Here is a 22669-nt window from a genome sequence, read left to right on the forward strand (position 1 = left end):
TATGACCGAATTATTCCCTCGGAAACAAGTAATAGGGTTTGTGTTTTCGTTAATTCTTACCGCGGTAGCACTTGGGGTTTATTTCTTTGACATGCCGTTTGCAGTAGGTATGACGGTACTCCTTTTAACAGCATTCGCACAGGCAGGTCTTCAACTTATTGTTTTTATGCATGCTGGTGAAACAGAGGATAAGGGTTCGATTTATATAAATATATACTACGGATTAATTATTGCCTTAGTTACCATCTTTGGTACATTACTAGCTATGGTTTGGAATATGTAACCTTACTAATAAACTGGTATGTACAAAAATAATTGATGAAAATATAGCAATTGCAATTATATTGGAGGTAAATTTGTTTTGAAGGGTTTAAAAAAAATTTCAATATTACTTATTATTTTCTTTATCGTTTTAACAACAGTATTAATAAGTTTCGCAAGTAAATCAGATGCAGCTGAAGATGAGTTGGATTTAAAGTTAGAAGCCGCTATTCTGATAGATGCCGATTCAGGTATTGTATTATTTGAAAAAAATGCAGATGTTGTACTGGGAATAGCTTCAATGTCGAAAATGATGACTGAATACATGGTTCTTGAGGCAATTGACCAAAAAAAGATTTCTTGGGACCAACCAGTTGAGATTAATGAATACGTTCATAAGCTCTCAGCAGCTCCGGGACTATCCAATGTGGGTCTCACACAAGGTGAAGCTTATACTGTAAAAGAGCTCTATGAGGCAATGGCGATTTTTTCCGGTAATGCAGCAACAGTTGCGCTCGCTGAACTTATTGGTGGTACAGAAAAGAATTTTGTTGAAATGATGAATAAGAAAGCCGAAGAACTTGGTCTGAAAGACTATAAATTTGTAAACTCATCAGGGTTAAATAATAGTTCTTTGCTGGGTAATCATCCTGCAGGAGGGCCTGATGAAGAAAATGTTATGTCTGCAAGGGCGACAGCAAAGTTAGCGTATCGTTTGTTAAAAGATTACCCTAAGGTATTAGATACTGCGAGTCAACCAAGATTAGAATTTAGAGATGGTAGAACCTATGATAACTTCAATTTCATGCTTCCAGGACTAGTATATGGGTATGAAGGAGTTGATGGATTAAAAACTGGTTCTACTGATTTTGCTGGATATGGCTTTACAGCAACTGCAAAAAGAGGCAATCAACGGTTTATTTCAGTGGTGATGAAGGCCGATACGAGAGATATGCGGTTTACAGAAACAACAAAAATTCTAGATTATGCTTTTAATAACTTTAAAAACGAAATAGTAGTTGAAAAAAACTATCAACTAAAAAGTAAAGATTCAGTGCCAGTGACAAAAGGAAAAGAAGACCAGGTTGAAATCCAAACAGTTGACGAAATCATTCTCCCAATTAAAAAGGGTGAGGAAGATCAATATGTACCAAAGCTTGTCCTTGATAAAGGAAAATTAGATGAAAAGGGAAATCTAACTGCCCCCATTAAAGAGGGTGATAGGGTTGGATATTTAACCATCCAAACTAAAAGTAATGAGCCTATTAGTTATTTAACTAGTGAAGATGAAAATCTCGTGAAAGTGGATGTTGTTGCAGCAGAAGATGTTGAAAAAGCCAATTGGTTTGTGTTAGTGTTGAGTGGAATAAGAGGATTTTTTGGTGCCTTTCTCAACAATGTATCAACATCAGTAAAAGGGTTATTTTAACGTAATAAATGTTTGGCTTCCTGGATCTTACAAGGAAGCCATTTTTATGTTGGTTTTGGAGTTTTTGAGAAGAATTACGACAGGAAATAATAATGAGTAAACATTCATATACTTATTAGTAATTGAGTCATAATATGAAACGATGGGATGTGTGATAGTAATCTTAAAATCCCGTAAACCCGCCAAAAAGTGGTGTTAAAAATGTAATAATTTTTGTCATCATGTTAAAGTATAATAATACTCCCATAAGGACCATTAAAATGCCACCTAAAGCCATAATAACAGCACTATGAGTCTTTAAAAATGTCATTTTATCAATAAACAGAGACATTAGTAGAAAGGGGATAGAAAAACCTAATACATAAAGGAGCATATAGAAAAGTCCTCTACCAGGATCTGATACTCCTAATGCGATTACCCCAGCAAGAATTGGGCCTGTACATGGTGTCCATCCAGCTGCAAAACCAATCCCAATAATAATTGAACCTATATAGCCTGAGGGTCTTTTTTGAAATTTTATTTTTTTATCGGATTGAAGAAAATCAAATTTAAGCAGGCCAGAAAGTACTAAACCAAAGAATACCATTAAAATGGCACCTAATTGTCTAAGTAAATCTTGATAATCTAAAAAAAACGAACCGATGAAAGAGGTGGACAAACCTAAAGCTATAAAAATAATTGAAAATCCTGCTAAAAAAAGAACTGTATGGATGAAAGCTTCTCTATTTAATATCCCTTTTTTGTTCTTTAAATCGTTTACCGACACCCCAGTTATATAAGATAGAAATGCGGGATATAACGGAAGGGAACATGGTGATAAAAATGAAAGAAGACCTGCTCCAAACGCTAAAAATAAATTGACTTGTTCCATAATTCATCACCTAACTCAAGGTTTAATAAGTTCCATATAGTTTGCTATATCCCGTTCAGTCATACTGCCAGTTATGACCTTCACTATTGTCCCGTTCTTATCAATTAAAAATGTTGTTGGAATAGGAGTTATATCATAAGTTTCTGTAACAGCTGAATCTTTATCTTTAAGTATAGGAAATGTAAGACCATATTTATTGGCAAATGCTTCAATAGCAACTTCACTTTCTCCTATATTAATAGCTAATGTCTCTACTCCTAGATCTTTATAATGTTTATACTGTCTTTCCATATAGGGCATTTCCTTTTCACACGGTTTGCACCAAGTTCCCCAGAAATTTAGGAAGACTCCTTTTCCATTTAGATCAGAAAGTTGAACTTTGTTTCCTTGCATATCCTCAAGTAAAAAATCAGGTGCTTTTTCTCCTGCTTGAACTCGCATTTTTTCAGTAAAGAAATTTTGGTAAAGTGTATAGGATATTGCTAATAACATTATTAGTAACAAGCTTATTCTAAAAATTGTCCGCTTTTTTTTGTTTCCCATGCTATTCTCCCTTTTATTATATAAATAATTAATTAAATATTCTTATAAAATTTATTAATAAACATTGTAATTAATAATAGGTGACTGCCTGCCTCCCTAATTGCTCCCAAGCCGCAATAAAATTATCCGTAGAAACCCTTTTATTTTTTCCTCCATTTAAAGGATCATTAAAATAAACATACTTATCATCGTAACCTGTTATTAGAACTGAATGTAATCTATACGTTATGTTCACATCACCTCTAGGTGTTTGCCAGGTTTCGAAAGCGCTATCTGGTAAACTATTATATGTTGCATTAGTAATAACCCAAACTGGGCTACCAAGGGAAAGATATGTTTTTAATTCATTAAATTCACTCCCTGTTAGGTCAACTACTTTCCCTGGCATATACTCCTCTGCAAGCTTTTTTATTGGAAGATGGTATACACCGTAACCGGGATTATTATATGAATACATATCTCCAATGAATCCATCGTTAGGATGCCCCCAAGAAATGTTACTACCTTCTTTTATTAAAGGTGTTGTATCTTTTGGGATTTTTTCGGCTAATTCCATTTTTCCTACATTTATACCCTTATATTGTAAAAGCATGGCTAGAGATGTTACCTCACATCCCCTAGGTAGTTCAGGGAATTGCTTAATAGTAGGGGCATCTAACAAAACGGTATCTTTAATTTTAATAATAGGTAATCGATCTTTTTTAGCTTCAAATGATGTAGCGTTAAATTTTTTGTTATCAATTATTTGTGCAAAAGTTATTTCTCCATACTTTTTTTGTACAAATAGGGTATAGAGGCTGAAAGTAGAAAGTAATAAAATAATAGAACCTAATATATATTTCCAAATTTTCATAGTAAATGATCTCAACTTTATGATAAGCAGTATTTAAATTTGTGCAGATCTAAATTGTTGATTTTATATCTCCCTTCTAATCTTTAACAATGTACAACCTTATTATATTCTAGAACCACACCTTACTCAAAGGTTAATTTGAATGAAGTAGAAATCATGTAGACACAAAACAGATTGAAAAGAAAGGATTACTTATAATTATCGAACGTTTTGATAGCTTTTTTTATTAAAGATTTGTTGATTGGATTAACCTCGGGAAAATGTCTCGGCTATGCCACGGGAAGATTCTTCTACGCATCTAGCCGTACTACTTCACTAAAACTTATTGTAAAGATAAAAGACTGTAGACAAACTTGATCTGACCCAAAAAAGTTAGACAATAATTTAAGCAGCTTCTAAGATCTGAGTCCGGTATTGTACTGGACTTAGGTCTTTTAATTTTGTCTTCATACGTTTGTGATTATAGTAATTAATATAATCTACTAATTCTTCTTCAAAGTGCTCCATACTTTCGAATTTCTGGAGGTAAAGCAGTTCAGACTTTAATAAGCCAAAGAAATCCCTTCCATGACGGCGTTGTCTAAACAATTTCCCTTACGGGACATGCTTTGTATGATGCCATGCTCCTTTAACGTTCTTTGATATCTTTTCATTTGGTAATGCCAGCCTTGATCGGAATGGAGGATGACTCGATCTTCTGATGTTAAACGCTGAGTTGCTTGTTCCAACATATCACCTACAAGTTGATAAACTGGTGGTTTCATTACTGTATAGGCAATGATTTCGCCATTACATAAATCTAGGATGGGTGATAAATAGCGCTTCTCACCAAATAGATGGAATTCCGTTACATCTGTTACCCATTTTTGATTCATTTTTTCTGCTTTAAAATCACGTTGAATCACGTTCGGGGCAATACGCCCGACATTTCCTTTGTAAGAGCGATATTTTTTCAATCGAACCAGGCATTTTAAGCCCATTTCATTTATAAGACGGTTGATGGTCTTGGGATCATGAGAAAACCCGATTTTCTTTAATTCTTTTGTGATTCGACGATAACCATAACGCCCTTTATGCTCATGAAAAATAGATTGGATAGCTGTCTTTACTGCAGAATATTTATCTTCCCGATTTAAACGTTTTTCCCAATAATAATAGGTACTACGTGGAATTTCAGTGACTTTGATAAGGGCCACTACATCATAGATTGCCTTTAGTTCATAAATTACTTGCGCTTTAATTTTGGATGGAATTTTTCCTGCATTTGAACTAAGGCATTTAACTTTTTTAAATAGGCGTTCTCCATTTCAAGATGTTTAATTCGTTCTTCAAGCGCTTTAGTTGAACCTTCAACTAACTTTCTTTTTTTTGTTTCTTTTTTCATGGATGGTAGCCCCTTTTTCTTAGGAATGAGGGCATCGAATCCACCAGCATTAAAATTTAGCCGCCATGTTCGAACTAATGATGGAGAAGAAATATTAAAAATAGCAGCTGCATCGTAGGAGGATGTACCCGTATCCTTCATATAATTAAGTACATCCATTTTAAACTCCGCGGAATAACTTGTATAGGATTTCTTAAATCCCTCTTCTCCCTGTATTTGATATAACCGGACCCATCCTTGAATCATTTGATAAGAAACGTTATATAAATCTTGAAGTTCCAAAAAACTATGTTTCCCCTCAAGGTAAAGACGAGCAATAAATATTTTCTCTTGGGCTGTAAAATTAGCCATAAAAAACACCCCTAAATCGTTAGATTTAATGTCTAACAATTTAGGGGCAGTTCAACTCGAAATACATTGGGTTTGTCTACAGTCTGGATGTATCATTAGGTAGGTTTAAACTTTTAATTCATTATGAGCAATCTGAGATTTTTCAATTTGAATAGTGGTGTGTTCAATAAGAAAAATATCATGCATTTTATTAATGGCTTCTTGTAGAACCTCTTGACTGTTAATGTTATCCTCAACTAAAATATGACAGCTAAATGAGTCTAATCCAGAAGTGATTGTCCAAATATGGAGGTCATGGACATCAATTACCCCTTTTATTTCTAATAAAACAGACTTTACTTCATCTTGGTTAATACTAGGGGGAGTACCCTCCATTAAAATATGAGTGGAATGTTTTATAACTCCCCAAGCACTTTTTAAAATCAGTAAAGCGACCAAAACTGAAATAATTGGGTCGGCAACATACCAATCGAATAAAAGCATTAAAATTCCAGCAATTATAGCTCCAACCGAGCCTAATGCATCACCAAGAACATGTAAGTAGGCACTACGTAAATTTACATTGTTTTTTACATCACCTTTTCTCATTAGAGACCAAGCGCTAAACAAATTTGCAAATAAGCCTACAGATGCAATTAACATCATTGAACCACTTGCAACAGTGGGTGGTTGGAAAAAGCGGCCATAAGCTTCCCACACAATAAACCCGGCAATAACAAATAAAGTAACACCATTGAACAATGCAGCTAAGATTTCAAAACGATAAAAACCATAGCTTTTGTTTGCTGAGGCTGGTTTAGAAGCAAACCAGATAGCGACTAAACTTAATAATAAAGAGCTGGCGTCACTCAGCATATGTCCTGAATCTGATAATAGAGCTAAACTGTTTGTTATTAAACCACCGAAAAACTCTAAAAACATAATAATTGTGGTAACCAATAGTGCGATTATTAACCCTTTTTTATTGCCTTCCCTGGCTTCCTCAAAGTGATTATGGCCGTGTGAATGACCATGATGATCGTGGCCATGATGATGGTGACTATGACCATGGTGGTGATGATGCCCCATAATAATGCCTCCTTTGGTTCATTTTTAACGTTGTTGATTTACTTAATGGATTGATTAAGGTGTTAAATATTGTAATTCAGCTTAATTTCTTGCTGCCTCCCCATGTTATAACTAGGGGAGGTATGGTCAATATAAAATACAGAGGATTTTGCAATTATGCCAAATAAATATGAAAACTCTTTATAATTAGTCCAGTGAGTACTGACAATAATGATCTTAGTTGGATACGTATTGAACTGCTTATGCTTTGAAATTTGTTGCTAGAATATTTTGATACAAATACTCTGCATCATCCCCAACCCCTAATAACAGAGAAGATCCTCTCCGATGTTGCCAGGGGAGTCCGAGAAAATATAGACCCTTAATATTAGTAATACCTCTAATGTGATTTATAGTCCCATATGAGTTAAGTAAGCCTGGGATATCAATCCAATTAAAGTCTTGTATAAAACCAGTAGCCCAGATGATATTATTAATTTTTAAATTCGTCTTGTCCTGAAAGAGGATCTCATTTTTTTCCCTGACATCAATAGCTCTCGGTTTTATTTTGACTTTGTTTGTTTTAATATTTTTTTTCAATTCATCTCCAAAGAGAATGTCACCTTTACTTTGAAGTTTTCTACCAATAAAGGATTTATTGTCAGCTTTTAATATCCCCAACTTGTCTAACCACCAAAAAATACTTCGCCTCGCTATAGTGAGAGGTAGATATTGAATATCGTGACTAATCGATAGGTATGTTTCTCGGGTATCCGATAATTCAAGTGCAATTTGAGAACCGGAATTACGACCACCGACTACTAATACAGATCCACTGTTTAACTGAGATTGATTTTTATATTGGGAAGAATGTACCTGCATAATGTCTTTATCGATTTCCTTAGAAAATGAAGGAATATTAGGGTATTGATATGAACCAGTCGCAATTATAATATTCCTTGCTGTAAATGATTCATGCTCCGAAAAAAGCCTAAATAGGGATCCCTCTTTAATGATTCTTGTAATATTGGTGTTCATTCTAAAAGGTAATTTAAAAAACTGTACATAATACTCTAGATAATCTGCTACTTCATCTTTTGTTGGAAACCCATTAGGATTACCTTCCAGTGATAGGCCAGGTAAAGAACTGTAAGAACGTGGTGTAAATAAAACTAAGGAATCGTACCTATTTCTCCACGTATTACCAATCCTTGAGCCTTTGTCAAGGATTAAAAAAGATAATTTCGTCTTTTTTAAAAAATACCCCATAGATAAAGCAGATTGACCAGCGCCAACTATAATTACATCATAAAACATAAATATATACTCCTCATATATATTATATATGAACATATGCTCATATATAATATATAGTGTCATCCTTGTTTTTGTCAATTCTACTTCAAGAAATTTATGGTTTTTTCTCGTTTATATTTATACCTAAAGTAAAAATAAAGTAATTATGATCCGATTTATAAGGAAAGGATATAATTTCACTAATTTTTTTGGCTTTTTAAAAATAAGTTTGACAATTTCAAAATATAATCATATTATAACCACAAAGTTGGATTGAGGCAAAAAAAGAGCGGAGGGTAAATAAAAATGAGCCAGTCAAAAGTAGTGAAGTTATCTGAAGCCAAGAAGGGTGATTCTATACGCATTACCAAGTTGGAGATAAGTGGAGTTATGAGAAGAAGATTACTGGATTTAGGATTCGTTCCTGGTTCTATCGTTGAAGTTCTAAGAAAGAGTCCTATGGGTGATCCAATTGCATACCGAGTTAGTCAAACAATAATTGCTTTAAGAAAAGAAGAGAGTAATAGAATCGAAGGGGAGTTGATTGTGACATGAGTAAATCGTTCCAAATCGCCCTTGCCGGTAATCCTAATACGGGGAAAAGTACATTATTTAATCTTCTTACAGGATTAAAGCAACATACTGGAAACTGGGCAGGAAAAACGGTGGACTTAAAAGTAGGAAATTTTTACATTAAAGATAAAATGTTTGAAATGATTGATTTACCTGGAACATATTCTTTGTTTTCAAATTCTAAAGATGAAGAGATCGCACGTGACTACATTGTGTTTAACAAACCTCATGTTACACTGGTTGTTTTAGATGGGACTGCACTTGAGAGAAACATGAACCTAGCTTTGCAAGTAATGGAGATAACTGACAATGTAATTGTTTGTATAAATCTAATAGACGAAGCAGAAAAATTAGGGATTAAGATAAATGAAAAAGTGTTAATGAAACGATTAGGAGTACCGGTGATTAAGATATCAGCTAGAAACAAAACGGGTATTCCAATGTTACTGGATACAATTGATCGTTTGGCATCTGGAGTAATTCGATGTAAACCATATCAGTTGAAATACGATGAGGAAACAGAGCAAAAAATCAACCTCCTACTACCAGAAGTTCGTATTATATCAGGTGGAAAATTTCCAGAAAGATGGTTGGCTTTACGGCTACTTGATGGAGATAAATCACTTTTAGAAAAAATAGAAAAAGAACTTTCGAATTCTGAGGTGATATAAGATGGAGTCACAACAAATAAATATTAACATGAAGATTAAAGATCTAATTCAACAGGCTGAACGACTCTCCTCTTTTACTATTCGTGATCGGATTGTGGAACAAATTTATAACAATAGTCAGGAGGTAATAAAAGAGGGGGTAAGTTTCACTAAAACAAGGTATGATCAAAGAACTGAAAAGTTAGATGCAATATTTACATCTCCTATTTGGGGATATCCAATAATGCTTACTATGTTAGGAATCGTTTTTTATCTAACCATTGCTGGAGCAAACATCCCATCAAGTATGTTGGCAAGTTTCTTTAGCTGGGTCGAGGGATATTTGAGTCTATTTTTCAATGCTGTTAATGCACCAGAATGGCTCCATGGTGTATTGGTTTTAGGTTTATTTAGAGGAACAAGCTGGGTAATTAGTGTGATGCTGCCTCCGATGGCTATTTTTTTTCCTACCTTTGCACTATTAGAAAACTATGGGTATTTACCAAGAGTTGCGTTTAATATGGATCGTTTATTTAAAACTGTAGGGGCTCACGGCAAACAATCCTTAACCATGGCTATGGGTTTTGGCTGTAATGCAGCCGCCGTTATGTCTTCAAGAATAATCGAATCTCCACGTGAGAGAATGCTGGCAATTCTGACAAATAACTTCGTCCCTTGCAATGGTCGTTGGGGAACACTCATTGTATTGTCATCACTATTTATGGCAGCCGGTTTTACAGGAGGGATGAAGTCATTAGTAACAACATCTGTGATTGTAGGAATCGTATTGTTTGGAATAATAATAACCTTCCTTGTCTCATGGGTATTATCTAAAACTGCTCTTAAAGGTGTACCGACCCATTATACTCTAGAATTGCCCCCATATAGAAAACCAAAGTTTGTTGATACTGTCATCCGTTCTTCACTAAATAAGTCTGCATCCGTTCTAAACCGTGCAATTAAAGTAGCTGCTCCAGCTGGGGTGTTAACGTGGATCTTAGCTAATATCTCGATAGGTGATGTTAGCATCCTATTGCATATTGTAAACTTTCTAGATCCACTAGGAAAGTTAATAGGGTTAGATGGGTATATTCTTATGGCATTTATAATAGGTTTGCCAGCAAATGAAATTGTACTCCCTATACTACTGATGGGATATCTTTCTACAGGAGCATTAATTGATGTGGATGGAATAGAGGGGCTTAAACAAATATTTTTAGACAATGGGTGGACTTGGTTAACCGCAATAAATATGATGCTATTTTCCTTGTTACATTATCCATGTGGAACAACACTAGTAAATATCTATAAGGAAACAAAAAGTATTAAATGGACTTTTTGGTCCTTTATAATACCCACAGGAATCGCTTTTTTAATTACTTTCTTAGTCGCTCAAACTGTGCGTATTATGGGATGGGTATAAACTTGAGTCTTTGCTAATTAACGAATAACTAGGGAGTTTGGATTTATGTGAATCACCTTTTCGAGAACATTCTAATTATTTTTTTCTTATTTTGTATAATGGTTTCTTACCTAATGCTAAAAAACAAAAACCACGGGTGGGAATTTACAGGTAAGATTTGTTTGTTAATCTTTATTATACTAATAGTAACATTTATTATTAGATTCTTTTAAACGGTAGCTTTATAAAGCTACCGTTTTACTTATTAAATAGAAGAAGGAATAAAGCGCTTTGTATGCATTCTTTTAATAATAAATAGGGAAATATATATGCCTCTAAATAACAAATAAAATTTTATTGTTTGCAAAAAAAATTAATGTAGTAAGCTATGAAACGCATATTTATAATAGAAAAATGGATAGTTAATAATTATTTAGATGGATTTTCCTATTTTTTTTTTATATAATTTATGTTTTAATACTATGTTAGAAAGAAGGTGTTAAAATGAAAAACTTTTTTCAATTGGCTCAAAGAAGAATCAATCTAGCGTTTGAGCACAACCATTACATCATTTTTTTCTCTGTAGCGGTAATCTTACTTTGGTTAAAAACATATATAGTTCAGTTAACACAGTTTGACTTAAATACGGAAAGTTCACTACAAGATTTTTTATTACTTTTAAATCCACTTGGGTCATCTTTACTCTTACTAAGTTTTGCGACTTTGTTTAAAGGAAGAAAGAAGTATTTAATTTTATTAACTACTTATTTTTTATTAACGTTCCTAGTATATGCAAATACTATGTATTATCGGTTTTTTAATGATTACATCACCTTACCGACTTTAACACAGACACAAAATTTTGGGGATGTTAGTAGCAGTGTTACCTCTCTTTTAAAACCGTATGACATCTTGTTTTTCTTAGATTTTCTTATTTTAGTAGGATTGTATTTTGTTAGAAATAAAAAAATTCAAGATAAAAATCCTGGACGGCGATATGTAGCAGCTATGTTTTCTTTGGCTTTAGGTTTTTCTTTCTTTAACCTAGCTTTGGCTGAAGGGGATCGTCCACAGCTGTTAACTAGGGGATTTGATAGAAACTATATAGTTAAGTATTTGGGTCTATATAATTACACTTTGTATGATGCAGTTCAAAGTACAAAGGCCTCTACTCAAAGAGTTTTGGCAGATAGTAACGATATCACAGAGGTAATCAATTATACAAAATCAAATCATTCGGAACCTAACCCAAAATACTTTGGGGCTGGAAAAGGAATGAATGTTATTTATCTTCACCTTGAATCCATGCAAAACTTTTTAATTGATTACAAATTGAATGGAGAGGAAGTAACACCGTTCCTAAACTCCATGACAAAGGAAGAAAATACACTTTATTTTAATAATTTCTTCCATCAGACAGCACAAGGGAAAACAGCAGATGCAGAGTTTATTTTAGAGAATTCCTTGTATGGACTTCCACAAGGGTCAGCATTTACAACAAAAGGCTTAAATACTTACCAGGCTGCCCCTGCTATATTGGGACAACAGGGTTACACGTCAGCGGTTTTCCACTCAAATACGGGGAGTTTTTGGAATCGAAATGAGATTTATAAATCTTTTGGATATAACAAATTCTTTGATTCTAATTACTACACGATGGATTCGGAAAACATTGCAGATTACGGGTTAATGGATAAGCCATTTTATGAACAATCCATTCCTTTATTGGAATCTTTGCCTCAACCCTTTTATGCAAAATTTATACCAGTAACGCACCATTTTCCATATGAAATTGGGGAAGAGTACGCTTTAATTCAACCTCATACTACAGGGGATAAAACTGTTGATGGATATTTTCAAACAGCACGTTATGCTGATGAATCATTAAGGCAGTTTTTTGACTATCTAAAGAAGTCTGGTTTATACGACAACTCTATCATCATCATGTATGGTGATCATTATGGAAATTCGGTCAATCGTAATAAAGCAATGGAGAAAGTATTAGGTAAAGAAATTACACCTTTTGAGAGTGCGGGTTTACAAAGAGTACCATTATTTATTCGTGTACCTGGGATAGAAGGTGGAGTGAACCAAGAATATAGTGGTCAAATAGATATTTTACCAACACTACTTCATTTACTTGGAATTGATACAAAAAATTATATACAATTTGGAACAGACCTATTATCAGAAACTCATAATGAAGTTATTCCGTTTCGAAATGGTGACTTTGTAAGTCCAGAAGTTTCATCCATAGAGGGTAAATATTATGACTCGAAGACTGGCCTTGAGTTGCTTCTTGAAGATAAGTTAGTGCTTGCAAAGGAATATAAAAAAAATGTAGAACTTAAATTAGAGGAATCCGATAGAGTAGTAAACGGAGATTTGTTAAGGTTCTATACTCCAGAAAACTTTACTCCTGTGGATAGATCTAATTATGATTATAATAAAGAGGATACCCAGGAAGTTAATAATCAAAAATAAAACACAAAAAGGCTGAATTGAGAATATCTCAATCAGCCTTTTTGTGTTTTGTTTTCATTAATCAGTTATTAGTTTATACAAATTCATTTGTAAAAAGAGCGATCCTCAAAATACCCAATATAGATCTAACTATTGGAAATAATGACGTATATTTGTCACAATGACAACTTCTATATATGATAAAATTAATTTAAGTAAATTTATTAAAGTAAAAAGTGTAGAGGTGAGCTTTTTTATGGCGAAATTCGGAACCTATTTATTGGCCATATTATTTTTTCTGGTTGGTTGTAATAACAACGTTGAAACTCAAATTAATGATGAGGTCCCTGAAATAATTGAGGTTACGGTTGAAACTATCCCTGATGAACTAAAAGTCAATGAGGAAGTAATTATTCAAGCTAAAATTACACAAGGAGAAGATATAGTAAAAGATGCTGACGAGATGCAGTTTGAAATTTGGAAAGAAGGTCAATCTGATCAGGAACATGTAAAAGTAGAAGGAGAGTTAGATAAAAAAGAAGGTGAATATTACATCAAGAAGACTTTTACCGAACCTGGTCTTTATTTTGTAATTGCACATGTTACGGCAAGAGGGATGCATAATATGCCAAAAGTCGAGTTCCAAGTTAAATAATAGATGAAAAGGAATATACAAGGTTGATAATGAATAAGACCGGCAGCTTTGAAGCTGCCGGTCTTATTCATTAACCTTTAGGCATTGGAGTAGGTGTAGCTGGTGTACCTAAACCTTCATATTTTTTGTCAATGTTTTCACGAATGGTTTTTAAATCTGTTCCTTTTTCATATTCTAGTTTCGCCTCACGGGCGATATCCACACAGACACCTCAGCCAAAGCCCATGGTATCTAAAAGGGCTACATCACCTTGTACTGAATCCACAAAGCAGTTTGTATTGCTTGTATGTCCGTCTTCTTCATAACAACCACAATAACATGGCATGTAATCCAAAACTTCTGGATGTTCAACTGCAAATTGATAGGCTTCTAAAATTTTGGGATTGTCTGTTAAATTAGTAACTACAGACCAATCATTACTTCCCATTGTATACTCTAACTTTGGTTGAACTTGTTCAGATTTGCTAGGTGGTTGCTCTTGTTCATTTTCTTGACTCTCTAAGGATGAACAACCCGTAATAACTATTGTACTAAATACTAGAGTGGTAATTATTTTATTCAGATAACTCACCTCAGTTTTTACAATTTTGATATTAAAATAATATCATTGGTTGTTTTGTAATACAATTGCCAAAAATTCGAATCAAATTGAGGTGAATTATCATGGGATCCTATAAGAATCAACGGATTGTTTGGAAAAAAATACAAAAAACTTGAAAAAAAATCCTTTTTAATATTGTCACATTTATTCTACTAAACTAATGATATTATTATAAATGCATAAATTCTTATTTGTATATCTAACTATTTCTTTGTGAAGAAATGCGCATGTAAGCAGAGATATCTATGAATATATGTGCACTTATTAAAATGATGAAAATATTTAAAGAAAGGGGTACCTCTATGAAAATGAAATTGGCATTATTTTCGTTAATTTTCACTATTGCCACTGTGTTAACGGGATGTGAACCGCTTCTCGTTTTAGACCCGAAAGGACCTCAAGGTCGTACAACATCCGATGTTATAATGATTTCGATTTGGACAATGGCTATTGTCGTAATTGTAGTCTTCACACTCTTTGTGTATATAGTTAGGAAATATCGTGCTTCTAAACAAAGGGAAGATTATGAACCACCTCATATTGAAGGAAGTATTAAATTAGAAATTCTTTGGACATCTATTCCAATCTTAATCGTTGCTTTCCTTTCGTTTATTACGGTTAAGTCAACCTATGAAGTGGAGGATGTCCCAAAGGGATATGAAGAAGAGCCATTAGTTATTTATGCTTCTGCATCTAATTGGAAATGGCATTTTAGTTACCCAGAGGAAAATATTGAAACGGTTAACTATCTCTTTATTCCGACGGATCGTCCGGTTCAGTTTAAACTATATTCTTATGGGCCAATTGCGAGTTTCTGGATACCACAGCTTGGAGGTCAGAAATACGCAATGTCTGGAATGGTAAATACCTTGAATTTAGCAGCTGATGTTCCTGGTGAATATATGGGTCGAAACGCTTCGTTTACTGGAGAAGGATTTGCTGAACAAACGTTCAACGTTCAGGCAATGACTTCTGAGGAATATGATGAGTGGGTAAAGGAAGTTAAAGAAACTGCTGAACCTCTTACAGAAGAAAAGTTTAACGAATTATTAAAACCAGGCCACCTTGGACAGTCGACCTACACTGGAACACATTTAGAGTTTTCGCCACCTCCGGCAGCTCATCATAATGGTGGTTCTACTGAAAATAACGAAACAGACCCAGAAAAAGCAGATCAATCTGACTCAGATTCATCTGAAGGGAATTCTGATCATAGCAACATGAATCATTAATAATTAACTCTCACTAGCTCAACGTTAGTTTTTATGAAGAGCAATAAGCAATATTATTCCTGAAAGGGGTCAAAAAAAGTATGGATTTCTTTGATCGATTTGCCGTACCTAATCCAGGTCCAACAATATATGCATCGATGGCAGCCATTGTACTTACTATGATTGCCATTGTTGTTGGGTTAACCTATTTTAAAAAATGGGGGTATCTATGGCAAAACTGGTTAACAACTGTTGACCATAAACGAATCGGTATAATGTATTTAGTTTCTGCCTTATTGATGTTATTCCGAGGCGGAGTAGATGCGATTATGATGCGTGCTCAAACTGCTGTACCTGATAACAAATTGTTAGGTGCACAAGAGTATAATGAAATATTCACCACTCACGGAGTTGTGATGATTATATTTATGGCTATGGCTTTCATTATGTTTTTTATGAACTTCGTAGTACCATTACAAATTGGTGCTCGTGACGTGGCCTTCCCTAGATTAAATGCAGTAAGTTTTTGGTTATATTTTTTCGGAGCAATGTTATTTAACATTTCGTTTGTTATCGGTGGTTCACCAGATTCAACCTGGACATCTATTTTCCCTTTAGCAGGTAATGAATTTAGTAAATCTGTAGGAACGAACTATTATATGATTGCTCTTCAAATTTCTGGTCTAGGAACGTTAATAACAGGTATTAACTTTATTACGACCATTCTTAAAATGAGAGCGCCTGGAATGACATTGATGAAAATGCCAATGTTCACATGGTCTGCTTTGATTACAAATCTAATCATCGTTTTTGCCTTTCCAGTTTTGACTGTTGCTCTTGCAATGGGAACGTTTGATCGTCTGTTTGGTGCTAACTTCTTTTCAATGTCCAATGGTGGTATGGATATGCTTTGGGCGAACCTGTTCTGGGTTTGGGGACATCCGGAAGTTTATATATTAATCCTACCGGCTTTTGGGATATATAGTGAAATCATTTCAACTTTTGCAAGACGTAATCTTTATGGGTATAAATCAATGGTTATCTCTATGGTAGCTATTTCTGCACTATCATTCTTAGTTTGGGTTCACCATTTCTTCACAATGGGTCAAGGAGCTTTTGTTAATAGTATTTTTTCTATTACAACCATGGCTATTGCGGTACCGACTGGTGTTAAGATTTTCAACTGGTTATTTACCCTTAGAAAAGGAAAGATTGTTTTTACAACACCAATGCTATACACATTAGGCTTTATTCCGATTTTTACTATCGGTGGTGTAACAGGTGTTATGCTTGGGATGGCTAGTGCTGACTACCAATATCATAATACTATGTTCTTAGTTGCTCACTTCCATTTAGTTATAATTCCAGGTGTGGTTTTTGCGATGATTGCAGGACTCTTTTATTGGTGGCCAAAAATGTTCGGCTTTATTTTGAATGAACGATTAGGAAAATGGTCATTCTGGTTCATCTCTATCAGCGTTTGTGTAACATTCTTCCCAATGTTTATTTCTGGTTTAGACGGGCAAGCTCGTCGTATGTATACCTACTCAGAATCAACTGGATTTGGAATTTGGAATATGATTTCGTTTATCGGTGCATTGGGATTAGCCGTAGGGTTTGCTTTAATTGTGTACAATATATATTACAGCATTCGCTACGCACCAAGAGATATACCTGCAGATCCATGGGATGCACGTTCTCTTGAATGGGCTACTCATAGTCCGGTTCCAGAATACAATTTTGCAATTGTGCCTGAAGTTGATTCAACAGAAGCATTTTGGGATTCAAAGAAAAAGGGATATAAATTGTTTAAGGGTGATATCAAGAAAATTCATATGCCAAATAACAGTGGAATGCCGTTTATCTTAGGAGCAATCTTCTTCGTATGGGGCTTTGCGTTTGTATTCGGTATTTGGATTCTTCTAATCCTTTCAACAATCGGACTTTTTGCTTGTTTAGCATTCCGTTCATTTGAGAAAGATCATGGTCGCTACATCTCTGTTGAAGAAGTAAAAGAAACAGAAGAAAAATTGGGAGGTACTAGAATATGAAGATAGATCACTCGCTCCCTCTCGAATATAGTACAGAACAAAATCGTTTAAATATCTTAGGGTTCTGGATTTTCCTTGGAGCCGAAATTGCACTTTTTGGAACGCTTTTCGCATCATATTTTACATTAGTAAATGGAACTGGCAACGGACCGACAGGAGCAGAAATTTTTGAGATTACTCCAGTACTAATTGAAACCATCTTGTTATTAACAAGTAGTTTTACTATTGGCCTTGCGATCCATGCTATGCGTATTGGAAGACTAAAAGCAATGATGACATTCTTTGTCATAACACTAATTCTTGGCCTAGGATTCTTAGGAGTAGAAATATACGATTTTGTAGTATATATTCACGAAGGCGCTACGCTACAAACTAGTGGCTTTACATCAATCCTTTTCCTTACGTTAGGAACTCACGGAGCTCACGTTGCGTTTGGTCTATTCTGGGGTCTATTCATCCTAATACAAATTAAGAAACGTGGATTAACCCCTGAAACAACTAATAAAGCGTTCATTTTCTCTCTTTACTGGCATTTCTTAGACGTGGTGTGGATCTTCATCTTTAGCTTCGTCTTCTTGAAAGGAATGATGTAACTTGAAAGAATTGTTCCCACTAAACCAAGTTTTAGGTTTTGTATTTTCGTTAATTTTAACTGCTGTTGCACTAACGGTTTACTTCTTTGATTTATCATTTACTGTAGGTGCGTCGATTCTTCTAGTGACAGCATTCATACAGGCAGCCTTACAGTTAGTTGTGTTTATGCACGCTGGTGAATCAAAGGATAAGAAGTCGATTTACACGGCAGTTTATTATGGTTTCTTCATAGCTTTAGTTACCGTATTTGGTACGTTACTAACTCTTATATGGGGTTATTATTAAATGTTTACCGAGGGGCGTCTTTATGGGCGCTCCTTTTTTGTTATAGAAACGATTCTATTTGGAAGGTGCATTTTATTAAGAATTTCTTCTGTTACTACAAAAAATACACCCATAAGAAAGATAAAAACAGAACCGATTACTATCCCAACACCAATTGGTGTCAAAACGCTGTAACCGTTTACAAACAGTCCGATAAAGAAAGAAATGATTCCAAATGTAAGACTCGTTAAACTAACGTACTTCACTACATTAAGTATTTTAACTTTAGATTTCATCACATTCATCTCCTTCATTTCTTTATATATAAATTATTCACTAAGTTCACAAAGTTGTCAAACATTTTTACAAAAATACGCAAAATTACGCTTGACTTTAAAATAAATTTTGGTGTAAGTGGAATATGTGTTTTAATTTCAATAAAATCCATTTAAAAGTAGATTACAATTTTGTAACATTTTGTCGATTGATAATTTCGTATGTTATTATAGAAAGGGATTGAAAGAATGGACATCAAGTTTATAGGGAAGTGGTAACTTTTGGCCTCAAATAATGTTATAAAAAAAATATTATACATAACATCCACTTTATTAATAGTATCAAGCTCTATTAGTTCAGGAGAAGCTTCAGCCAAAGTTGAGTTGCAAAAAATTTATCATGTTTATGTAGGTAATCAATATATTGGCATTGTCCACGATATTGATGAAGCTCAATCAGCTATTAAGCAAAAGATACAGGAATCAAAAAATAATTATCCTAACTTAGAAATGGACACGTCAAAAGAGGTTGAATTTGTCCCTGAAAATACTTTTCAACCTAAAGAGCATGATCAACAAACAATTGAATGGATTAATAATAATATTGAAATCAATGCTGTTGGGCAAGAAATTAGATTCGGTGATCGGGCGGTTTTTGTAGCAAGTAAATCAGATGCGGATGAAGTAATAAAAACACTAAAGTCAAAGTTTACTAGCGATGGTACGCTTACAACATACATTTCACCAGAACCACTTGTTGAAGAAGTAAAGGTAATTCCTCAAAATGTATTAGGTGTTTCAGATGCTGTTAACTCAATCTTAAAAGGAACTCGCGAAAACGCTTACCATATAGTAGAAGAGGGTGAAGTTCTTGGGGAAATTATTAATAGTTATGACATATCTAAAGAGGAGTTTTTTGAACTAAACTCTATCAGCGAAAACTCCGTATTAAAAATCGGTCAAAAACTATTGGTGAAATCCTACAAACCTATCGCTGATGTAATGGAAGAGAAACTTGTTACTGAAAATGAGCCAATTCCTTTTGAAACTGAAGTTGTAGAGGACGAGTCTCTTTACAAGGGAGATCAAAAGGTTAAACAAACAGGTTCAAATGGTGAAAAAGTAATTCAATACAAGTACATTAGTAAAAATGGTCAGTTAGAAAATAAGGAAGTTGTAAAAGAGGATATTATTAAACAACCTGTAAAACAAATCGTGGTTAAAGGGACCAAAGTTATTCCATCAAGAGGAACCGGTACTTTCACTTGGCCAACAGTTGGTGGCTATGTATCTAGTAAAACAGGGGCAAGATGGGGTACTATTCATAAAGGTACTGACATAGCTAGGCCAAGTGAACTTTCTATACTCTCAGCTGATAACGGTACGGTGACATTTGCGGGTTGGGACGGAGGTTATGGGAATAAGATTGAAATATCCCACAACAACGGCTATAAAACTATCTATGCGCATTTAAGCTCAATTAGTGTAAATGTTGGTCAAACCGTGGAAGAGGGAAGTAAAATCGGAATTATGGGGACAACAGGTGATTCTACAGGTGTTCATCTTCATATTGAGTTGTATAAAAATGGGCAGTTGAAAAATTTCTTAGATTATGTAAATTAATTATAAAAAGAGAAGGGAGAGACTAAATAATTTAGTCTCTCCCTTCTCTTTTTGCTGTAATTGTAGCACATATGGTAATTGTAAAGGTAGTAAGAGTCAAATGCATGAAAGAGGTAAATACATTTTGCTCGTGTAATCTTGGTAAGACCCCAAATAAGATAGTTAATAGTAATGTTACTATTAAATATATCGATCTTGTTTTATATACATTATAAGAGATGGATAAGGATAGGATATATGCAGCAATTAATAATATTGTAATCGCTAGTATCCCATGTAAAGAGTTTACGGTACTTGAAAATAGTGTATTGCTGACCAAGCCAAGATTGTTTGTAGTTGAATAAAATAACTCACTAATATTAGAGTGTTTAAAAAATGCGCCAATAAGAGTTTCGACAAAGATAACTATCAATAAAATTTTAGATGGTTTCTTAATTATATTTAAATTGACAACTTCTTTTGGTTCTTGTGTTGAGTAATGCAAATAAATCACGGAAGTGAGTAATAGAAGATTTAGTGTTACTTCTAATGTTGAAAATTCCAGCCTCTCGTTTACCAATTGAAGTAGATAAAGAAGACTAGAAAGTATTGCAAAGAACCTTGAATTCTTCCTTTTTTGATTTTTCAATGCGTTAATAGAAATCAGAAGCAAAAAAAATCCTAATACAATATTAATTGTTCGATGGGAATATTCAATCCAAATTTCCCCTGAATCAGTAGCTATGACTAAATTTCCTATAACAAGTCCAAGTATTGTTATAAAAATAGTAAGTTTTGTAATCCTATTTATCATAATAAATCATTCCTATCTACATATATGAATATATTTGCATATACTCTTATTAGAATATCATGTAAGAGTCTTAGCCTCAATAATAAGTTGACAGATCAATTCTCTCACTGTATTTAATAAATCATTAAATTCGTTAATTATCAAGTATGTAGATGAATGATTCTTAATTATAAGCATACATTTTACTATGGACGTGTTCTCAATAATTTTGAAAGGGATTGTACATGGTACCTATATGGATTTTTTCCGCATCCCTTATTGGTTTATCATTAGGGGGATTTCTTGCAGTATTGTTAGTTGGATTAAGGAACAATCAAAGTACTGTTATACTTTTTAGTGGTGGAATGATTTTGGGTATACTTATATTAGAGATAATACCAGAGGCCCTTGAAGAAAATCATATTCTTTTGTTAATTGGGATAATTATTTCTTTTGCATTTTATATTTTAGTACATGATTTACTAGATAGGTTAAAATTTATTAAGAAAGATCCTAATAAGAGCAAACCTTTAAAGGCTGGATTGATTATTGTTGCATCTTTATTAATACATAACTTTCCTCTAGGTGTAACTACAAGTAATCAATTATTAGAAGGGAACAGTACATTCCTTGCTGCAGTTTTGATTCATTGATTCATAACATACCAGAAGGAGTTATACTAGTTAGTCCATTACTAACAGCAGGTTTGCCGCTCATAAAAGTTATTGCTTTAATTGTGTGTTTAACAATTCCAACAACTATTGGTGCTTTTTCAAGTGTGAAAGATATTATAGGTGTGGAAACAGTCTTACAAGTGGTCTTCCTGGGAATACGTATTGGGATGTTATTATCAGTTGCTTTAAAAGAAATGATAATTCCTTACATAAAAGAGGGAAGAAGTAGTATTTTATCGTATATAACATTATTATTGGGGTTTTTGTTAATCTATCTCGTATTTTAGGAAAGAAAAAATAAATGTTATAATAACTTATAATACTTGGTAGAGGTGTACAGCAAAATGTCCAAATTTGAATATGATGATTTTATAGAAAAAAGTAATGAAAATGATGACCTTGATGAAGAAACCTTATTTATCGTTTCCCAGACCTTTAAGGCTATTTCGGATCCTACAAGGATAAGAATTCTACATCTTCTATCACAGAAGGAGTATTCTGTAAATGAGATGGCAGATAAACTTACAATGCTGCAATCTACGGTATCACATCAATTAAGATTTTTAAAAAACTTGAGGTTGGTGAAATACAGACGGGAAGGTACGTCCATTTATTACACTTGTGATGATAAACATGTTATGGATATACTACAACAAACAATAGAACATGCGAGACATCATTGATATTCTTTTTATAGTTCAACATCAAAGTGAAATATATATTTCTTCATCTGTAGCTATCGAGAACTATCTCGATAGCTTAAGTTTTATTCCATTATTCATTATTATGTCTATTACTTAGAACTTTATAAGCAGTGGATAACAGG

23 protein-coding genes and 1 pseudogene are annotated in these 22669 nt (G+C 33.8%); 15 read left to right on the forward strand and 9 right to left on the reverse strand.

The features are described from left to right. The first annotated feature begins 1 nt into the window (after position 1). Positions 2–283, forward strand: coding sequence for a cytochrome aa3 quinol oxidase subunit IV (gene qoxD, locus ACFFHF_RS19690; RefSeq protein WP_160547486.1), 282 nt, complete (start codon positions 2–4; stop codon positions 281–283). A gap of 78 nt (positions 284–361) precedes the next feature. Continuing rightward, positions 362–1690 (forward strand): serine hydrolase, encoded by a 1329-nt coding sequence (locus ACFFHF_RS19695; RefSeq protein WP_160547487.1) that lies wholly within the window; start codon positions 362–364, stop codon positions 1688–1690. Positions 1691–1853: 163 nt separating this feature from the next. Here the strand turns inward: ACFFHF_RS19695 and ACFFHF_RS19700 are convergent, their stop codons facing one another. From ACFFHF_RS19700 to ACFFHF_RS19725, 6 genes and pseudogenes are all read right to left on the reverse strand, one after another. After that, a complete protein-coding gene (locus tag ACFFHF_RS19700) occupies positions 1854–2561 on the reverse strand; it encodes a cytochrome c biogenesis CcdA family protein (RefSeq protein ID WP_160547488.1) in 708 nt (235 codons plus the stop codon). A 15-nt stretch (positions 2562–2576) separates the two neighbouring features. Continuing rightward, a complete protein-coding gene (gene resA / locus ACFFHF_RS19705; protein ID WP_160547489.1) occupies positions 2577–3104 on the reverse strand; it encodes a thiol-disulfide oxidoreductase ResA in 528 nt (175 codons plus the stop codon). 70 nt (positions 3105–3174) lie between these two features. After that, positions 3175–3957 carry a C39 family peptidase gene (locus tag ACFFHF_RS19710; RefSeq protein ID WP_160547490.1) on the reverse strand — a complete coding sequence of 261 codons (783 nt, stop codon included), beginning with the start codon at positions 3955–3957 and terminating at the stop codon, positions 3175–3177. A gap of 384 nt (positions 3958–4341) precedes the next feature. After that, positions 4342–5692, reverse strand: a pseudogene (locus ACFFHF_RS19715) (IS3 family transposase). 105 nt (positions 5693–5797) lie between these two features. Next, positions 5798–6760: a cation diffusion facilitator family transporter gene (locus ACFFHF_RS19720; protein WP_160547491.1), complete on the reverse strand. Its 963-nt coding sequence runs from the start codon at positions 6758–6760 to the stop codon at positions 5798–5800. Between the two features lie 240 nt (positions 6761–7000). Next, positions 7001–8056 (reverse strand): NAD(P)-binding domain-containing protein, encoded by a 1056-nt coding sequence (locus ACFFHF_RS19725; RefSeq protein ID WP_160547492.1) that lies wholly within the window; start codon positions 8054–8056, stop codon positions 7001–7003. Between the two features lie 285 nt (positions 8057–8341). Between ACFFHF_RS19725 and ACFFHF_RS19730 the strand changes: the two genes are divergently transcribed. From ACFFHF_RS19730 to ACFFHF_RS19750, 5 genes are all read left to right on the forward strand, one after another. Next, a complete protein-coding gene (locus ACFFHF_RS19730; protein WP_160547493.1) occupies positions 8342–8590 on the forward strand; it encodes a FeoA domain-containing protein in 249 nt (82 codons plus the stop codon). Continuing rightward, positions 8587–9279: a FeoB small GTPase domain-containing protein gene (locus ACFFHF_RS19735; RefSeq protein WP_160547494.1), complete on the forward strand. Its 693-nt coding sequence runs from the start codon at positions 8587–8589 to the stop codon at positions 9277–9279. The genes ACFFHF_RS19730 and ACFFHF_RS19735 overlap by 4 nt, the downstream gene beginning before the upstream one ends. A gap of 1 nt (position 9280) precedes the next feature. Then, positions 9281–10681 (forward strand): nucleoside recognition domain-containing protein, encoded by a 1401-nt coding sequence (locus tag ACFFHF_RS19740; protein WP_160547495.1) that lies wholly within the window; start codon positions 9281–9283, stop codon positions 10679–10681. Positions 10682–11164: 483 nt separating this feature from the next. Next, positions 11165–13144, forward strand: a complete 1980-nt coding sequence (gene ltaS / locus ACFFHF_RS19745) for a lipoteichoic acid synthase (RefSeq protein WP_160547496.1) — start codon at positions 11165–11167, stop codon at positions 13142–13144. A gap of 235 nt (positions 13145–13379) precedes the next feature. Then, entirely contained in the window at positions 13380–13778 is a 399-nt protein-coding gene (locus tag ACFFHF_RS19750) for a FixH family protein (RefSeq protein WP_160547497.1), read from the forward strand. A 70-nt stretch (positions 13779–13848) separates the two neighbouring features. Here ACFFHF_RS19750 and ACFFHF_RS19755 read toward each other — a convergent pair whose 3' ends face one another. Then, positions 13849–14340: a PCYCGC motif-containing (lipo)protein gene (locus tag ACFFHF_RS19755; RefSeq protein ID WP_340906956.1), complete on the reverse strand. Its 492-nt coding sequence runs from the start codon at positions 14338–14340 to the stop codon at positions 13849–13851. 341 nt (positions 14341–14681) lie between these two features. On the opposite strand from ACFFHF_RS19755, the gene qoxA reads away from it, so the two are divergent. From qoxA to qoxD (ACFFHF_RS19775), 4 genes are all read left to right on the forward strand, one after another. Beyond that, positions 14682–15611 (forward strand): cytochrome aa3 quinol oxidase subunit II, encoded by a 930-nt coding sequence (gene qoxA / locus ACFFHF_RS19760; RefSeq protein ID WP_160547498.1) that lies wholly within the window; start codon positions 14682–14684, stop codon positions 15609–15611. 80 nt (positions 15612–15691) lie between these two features. Next, positions 15692–17641: a cytochrome aa3 quinol oxidase subunit I gene (gene qoxB, locus ACFFHF_RS19765; protein WP_160547499.1), complete on the forward strand. Its 1950-nt coding sequence runs from the start codon at positions 15692–15694 to the stop codon at positions 17639–17641. Next, on the forward strand, positions 17638–18234 hold the full coding sequence (gene qoxC, locus ACFFHF_RS19770; protein ID WP_160547500.1) for a cytochrome aa3 quinol oxidase subunit III: 597 nt from the start codon (positions 17638–17640) through the stop codon (positions 18232–18234). The genes qoxB and qoxC overlap by 4 nt, the downstream gene beginning before the upstream one ends. Before the next feature lies 1 nt (position 18235). Then, entirely contained in the window at positions 18236–18520 is a 285-nt protein-coding gene (gene qoxD, locus ACFFHF_RS19775; protein ID WP_160547501.1) for a cytochrome aa3 quinol oxidase subunit IV, read from the forward strand. Between the two features lie 20 nt (positions 18521–18540). Here the strand turns inward: qoxD (ACFFHF_RS19775) and ACFFHF_RS19780 are convergent, their stop codons facing one another. Beyond that, positions 18541–18795, reverse strand: a complete 255-nt coding sequence (locus ACFFHF_RS19780) for a hypothetical protein (protein WP_160547502.1) — start codon at positions 18793–18795, stop codon at positions 18541–18543. 261 nt (positions 18796–19056) lie between these two features. Here ACFFHF_RS19780 and ACFFHF_RS19785 point away from each other — a divergent pair, with 261 nt between their 5' ends. Further along, positions 19057–20397: a peptidoglycan DD-metalloendopeptidase family protein gene (locus ACFFHF_RS19785; RefSeq protein WP_160547503.1), complete on the forward strand. Its 1341-nt coding sequence runs from the start codon at positions 19057–19059 to the stop codon at positions 20395–20397. Between the two features lie 31 nt (positions 20398–20428). On the opposite strand, the gene ACFFHF_RS19790 is transcribed toward ACFFHF_RS19785, so the two are convergent. Beyond that, a complete protein-coding gene (locus ACFFHF_RS19790; protein ID WP_160547504.1) occupies positions 20429–21190 on the reverse strand; it encodes a hypothetical protein in 762 nt (253 codons plus the stop codon). A 224-nt stretch (positions 21191–21414) separates the two neighbouring features. Between ACFFHF_RS19790 and ACFFHF_RS19795 the strand changes: the two genes are divergently transcribed. From ACFFHF_RS19795 to ACFFHF_RS19805, 3 genes are read left to right on the forward strand one after another with little or no spacing between them, the layout of a single operon-like run. Next, positions 21415–21822 carry a hypothetical protein gene (locus tag ACFFHF_RS19795; RefSeq protein WP_377058888.1) on the forward strand — a complete coding sequence of 136 codons (408 nt, stop codon included), beginning with the start codon at positions 21415–21417 and terminating at the stop codon, positions 21820–21822. Continuing rightward, complete coding sequence (locus ACFFHF_RS19800) at positions 21819–22130, forward strand: ZIP family metal transporter (RefSeq protein ID WP_377058889.1); 312 nt, start codon at positions 21819–21821, stop codon at positions 22128–22130. The genes ACFFHF_RS19795 and ACFFHF_RS19800 overlap by 4 nt, the downstream gene beginning before the upstream one ends. A gap of 57 nt (positions 22131–22187) precedes the next feature. Further along, positions 22188–22526, forward strand: a complete 339-nt coding sequence (locus ACFFHF_RS19805; protein ID WP_160547506.1) for a metalloregulator ArsR/SmtB family transcription factor — start codon at positions 22188–22190, stop codon at positions 22524–22526. Positions 22527–22669 lie beyond the last annotated feature (143 nt).

The sequence above is a fragment of the Robertmurraya beringensis genome (assembly GCF_042433785.1).
Classification (GTDB): Bacteria; Bacillota; Bacilli; order Bacillales; family Cytobacillaceae; genus Robertmurraya_A; species Robertmurraya_A beringensis.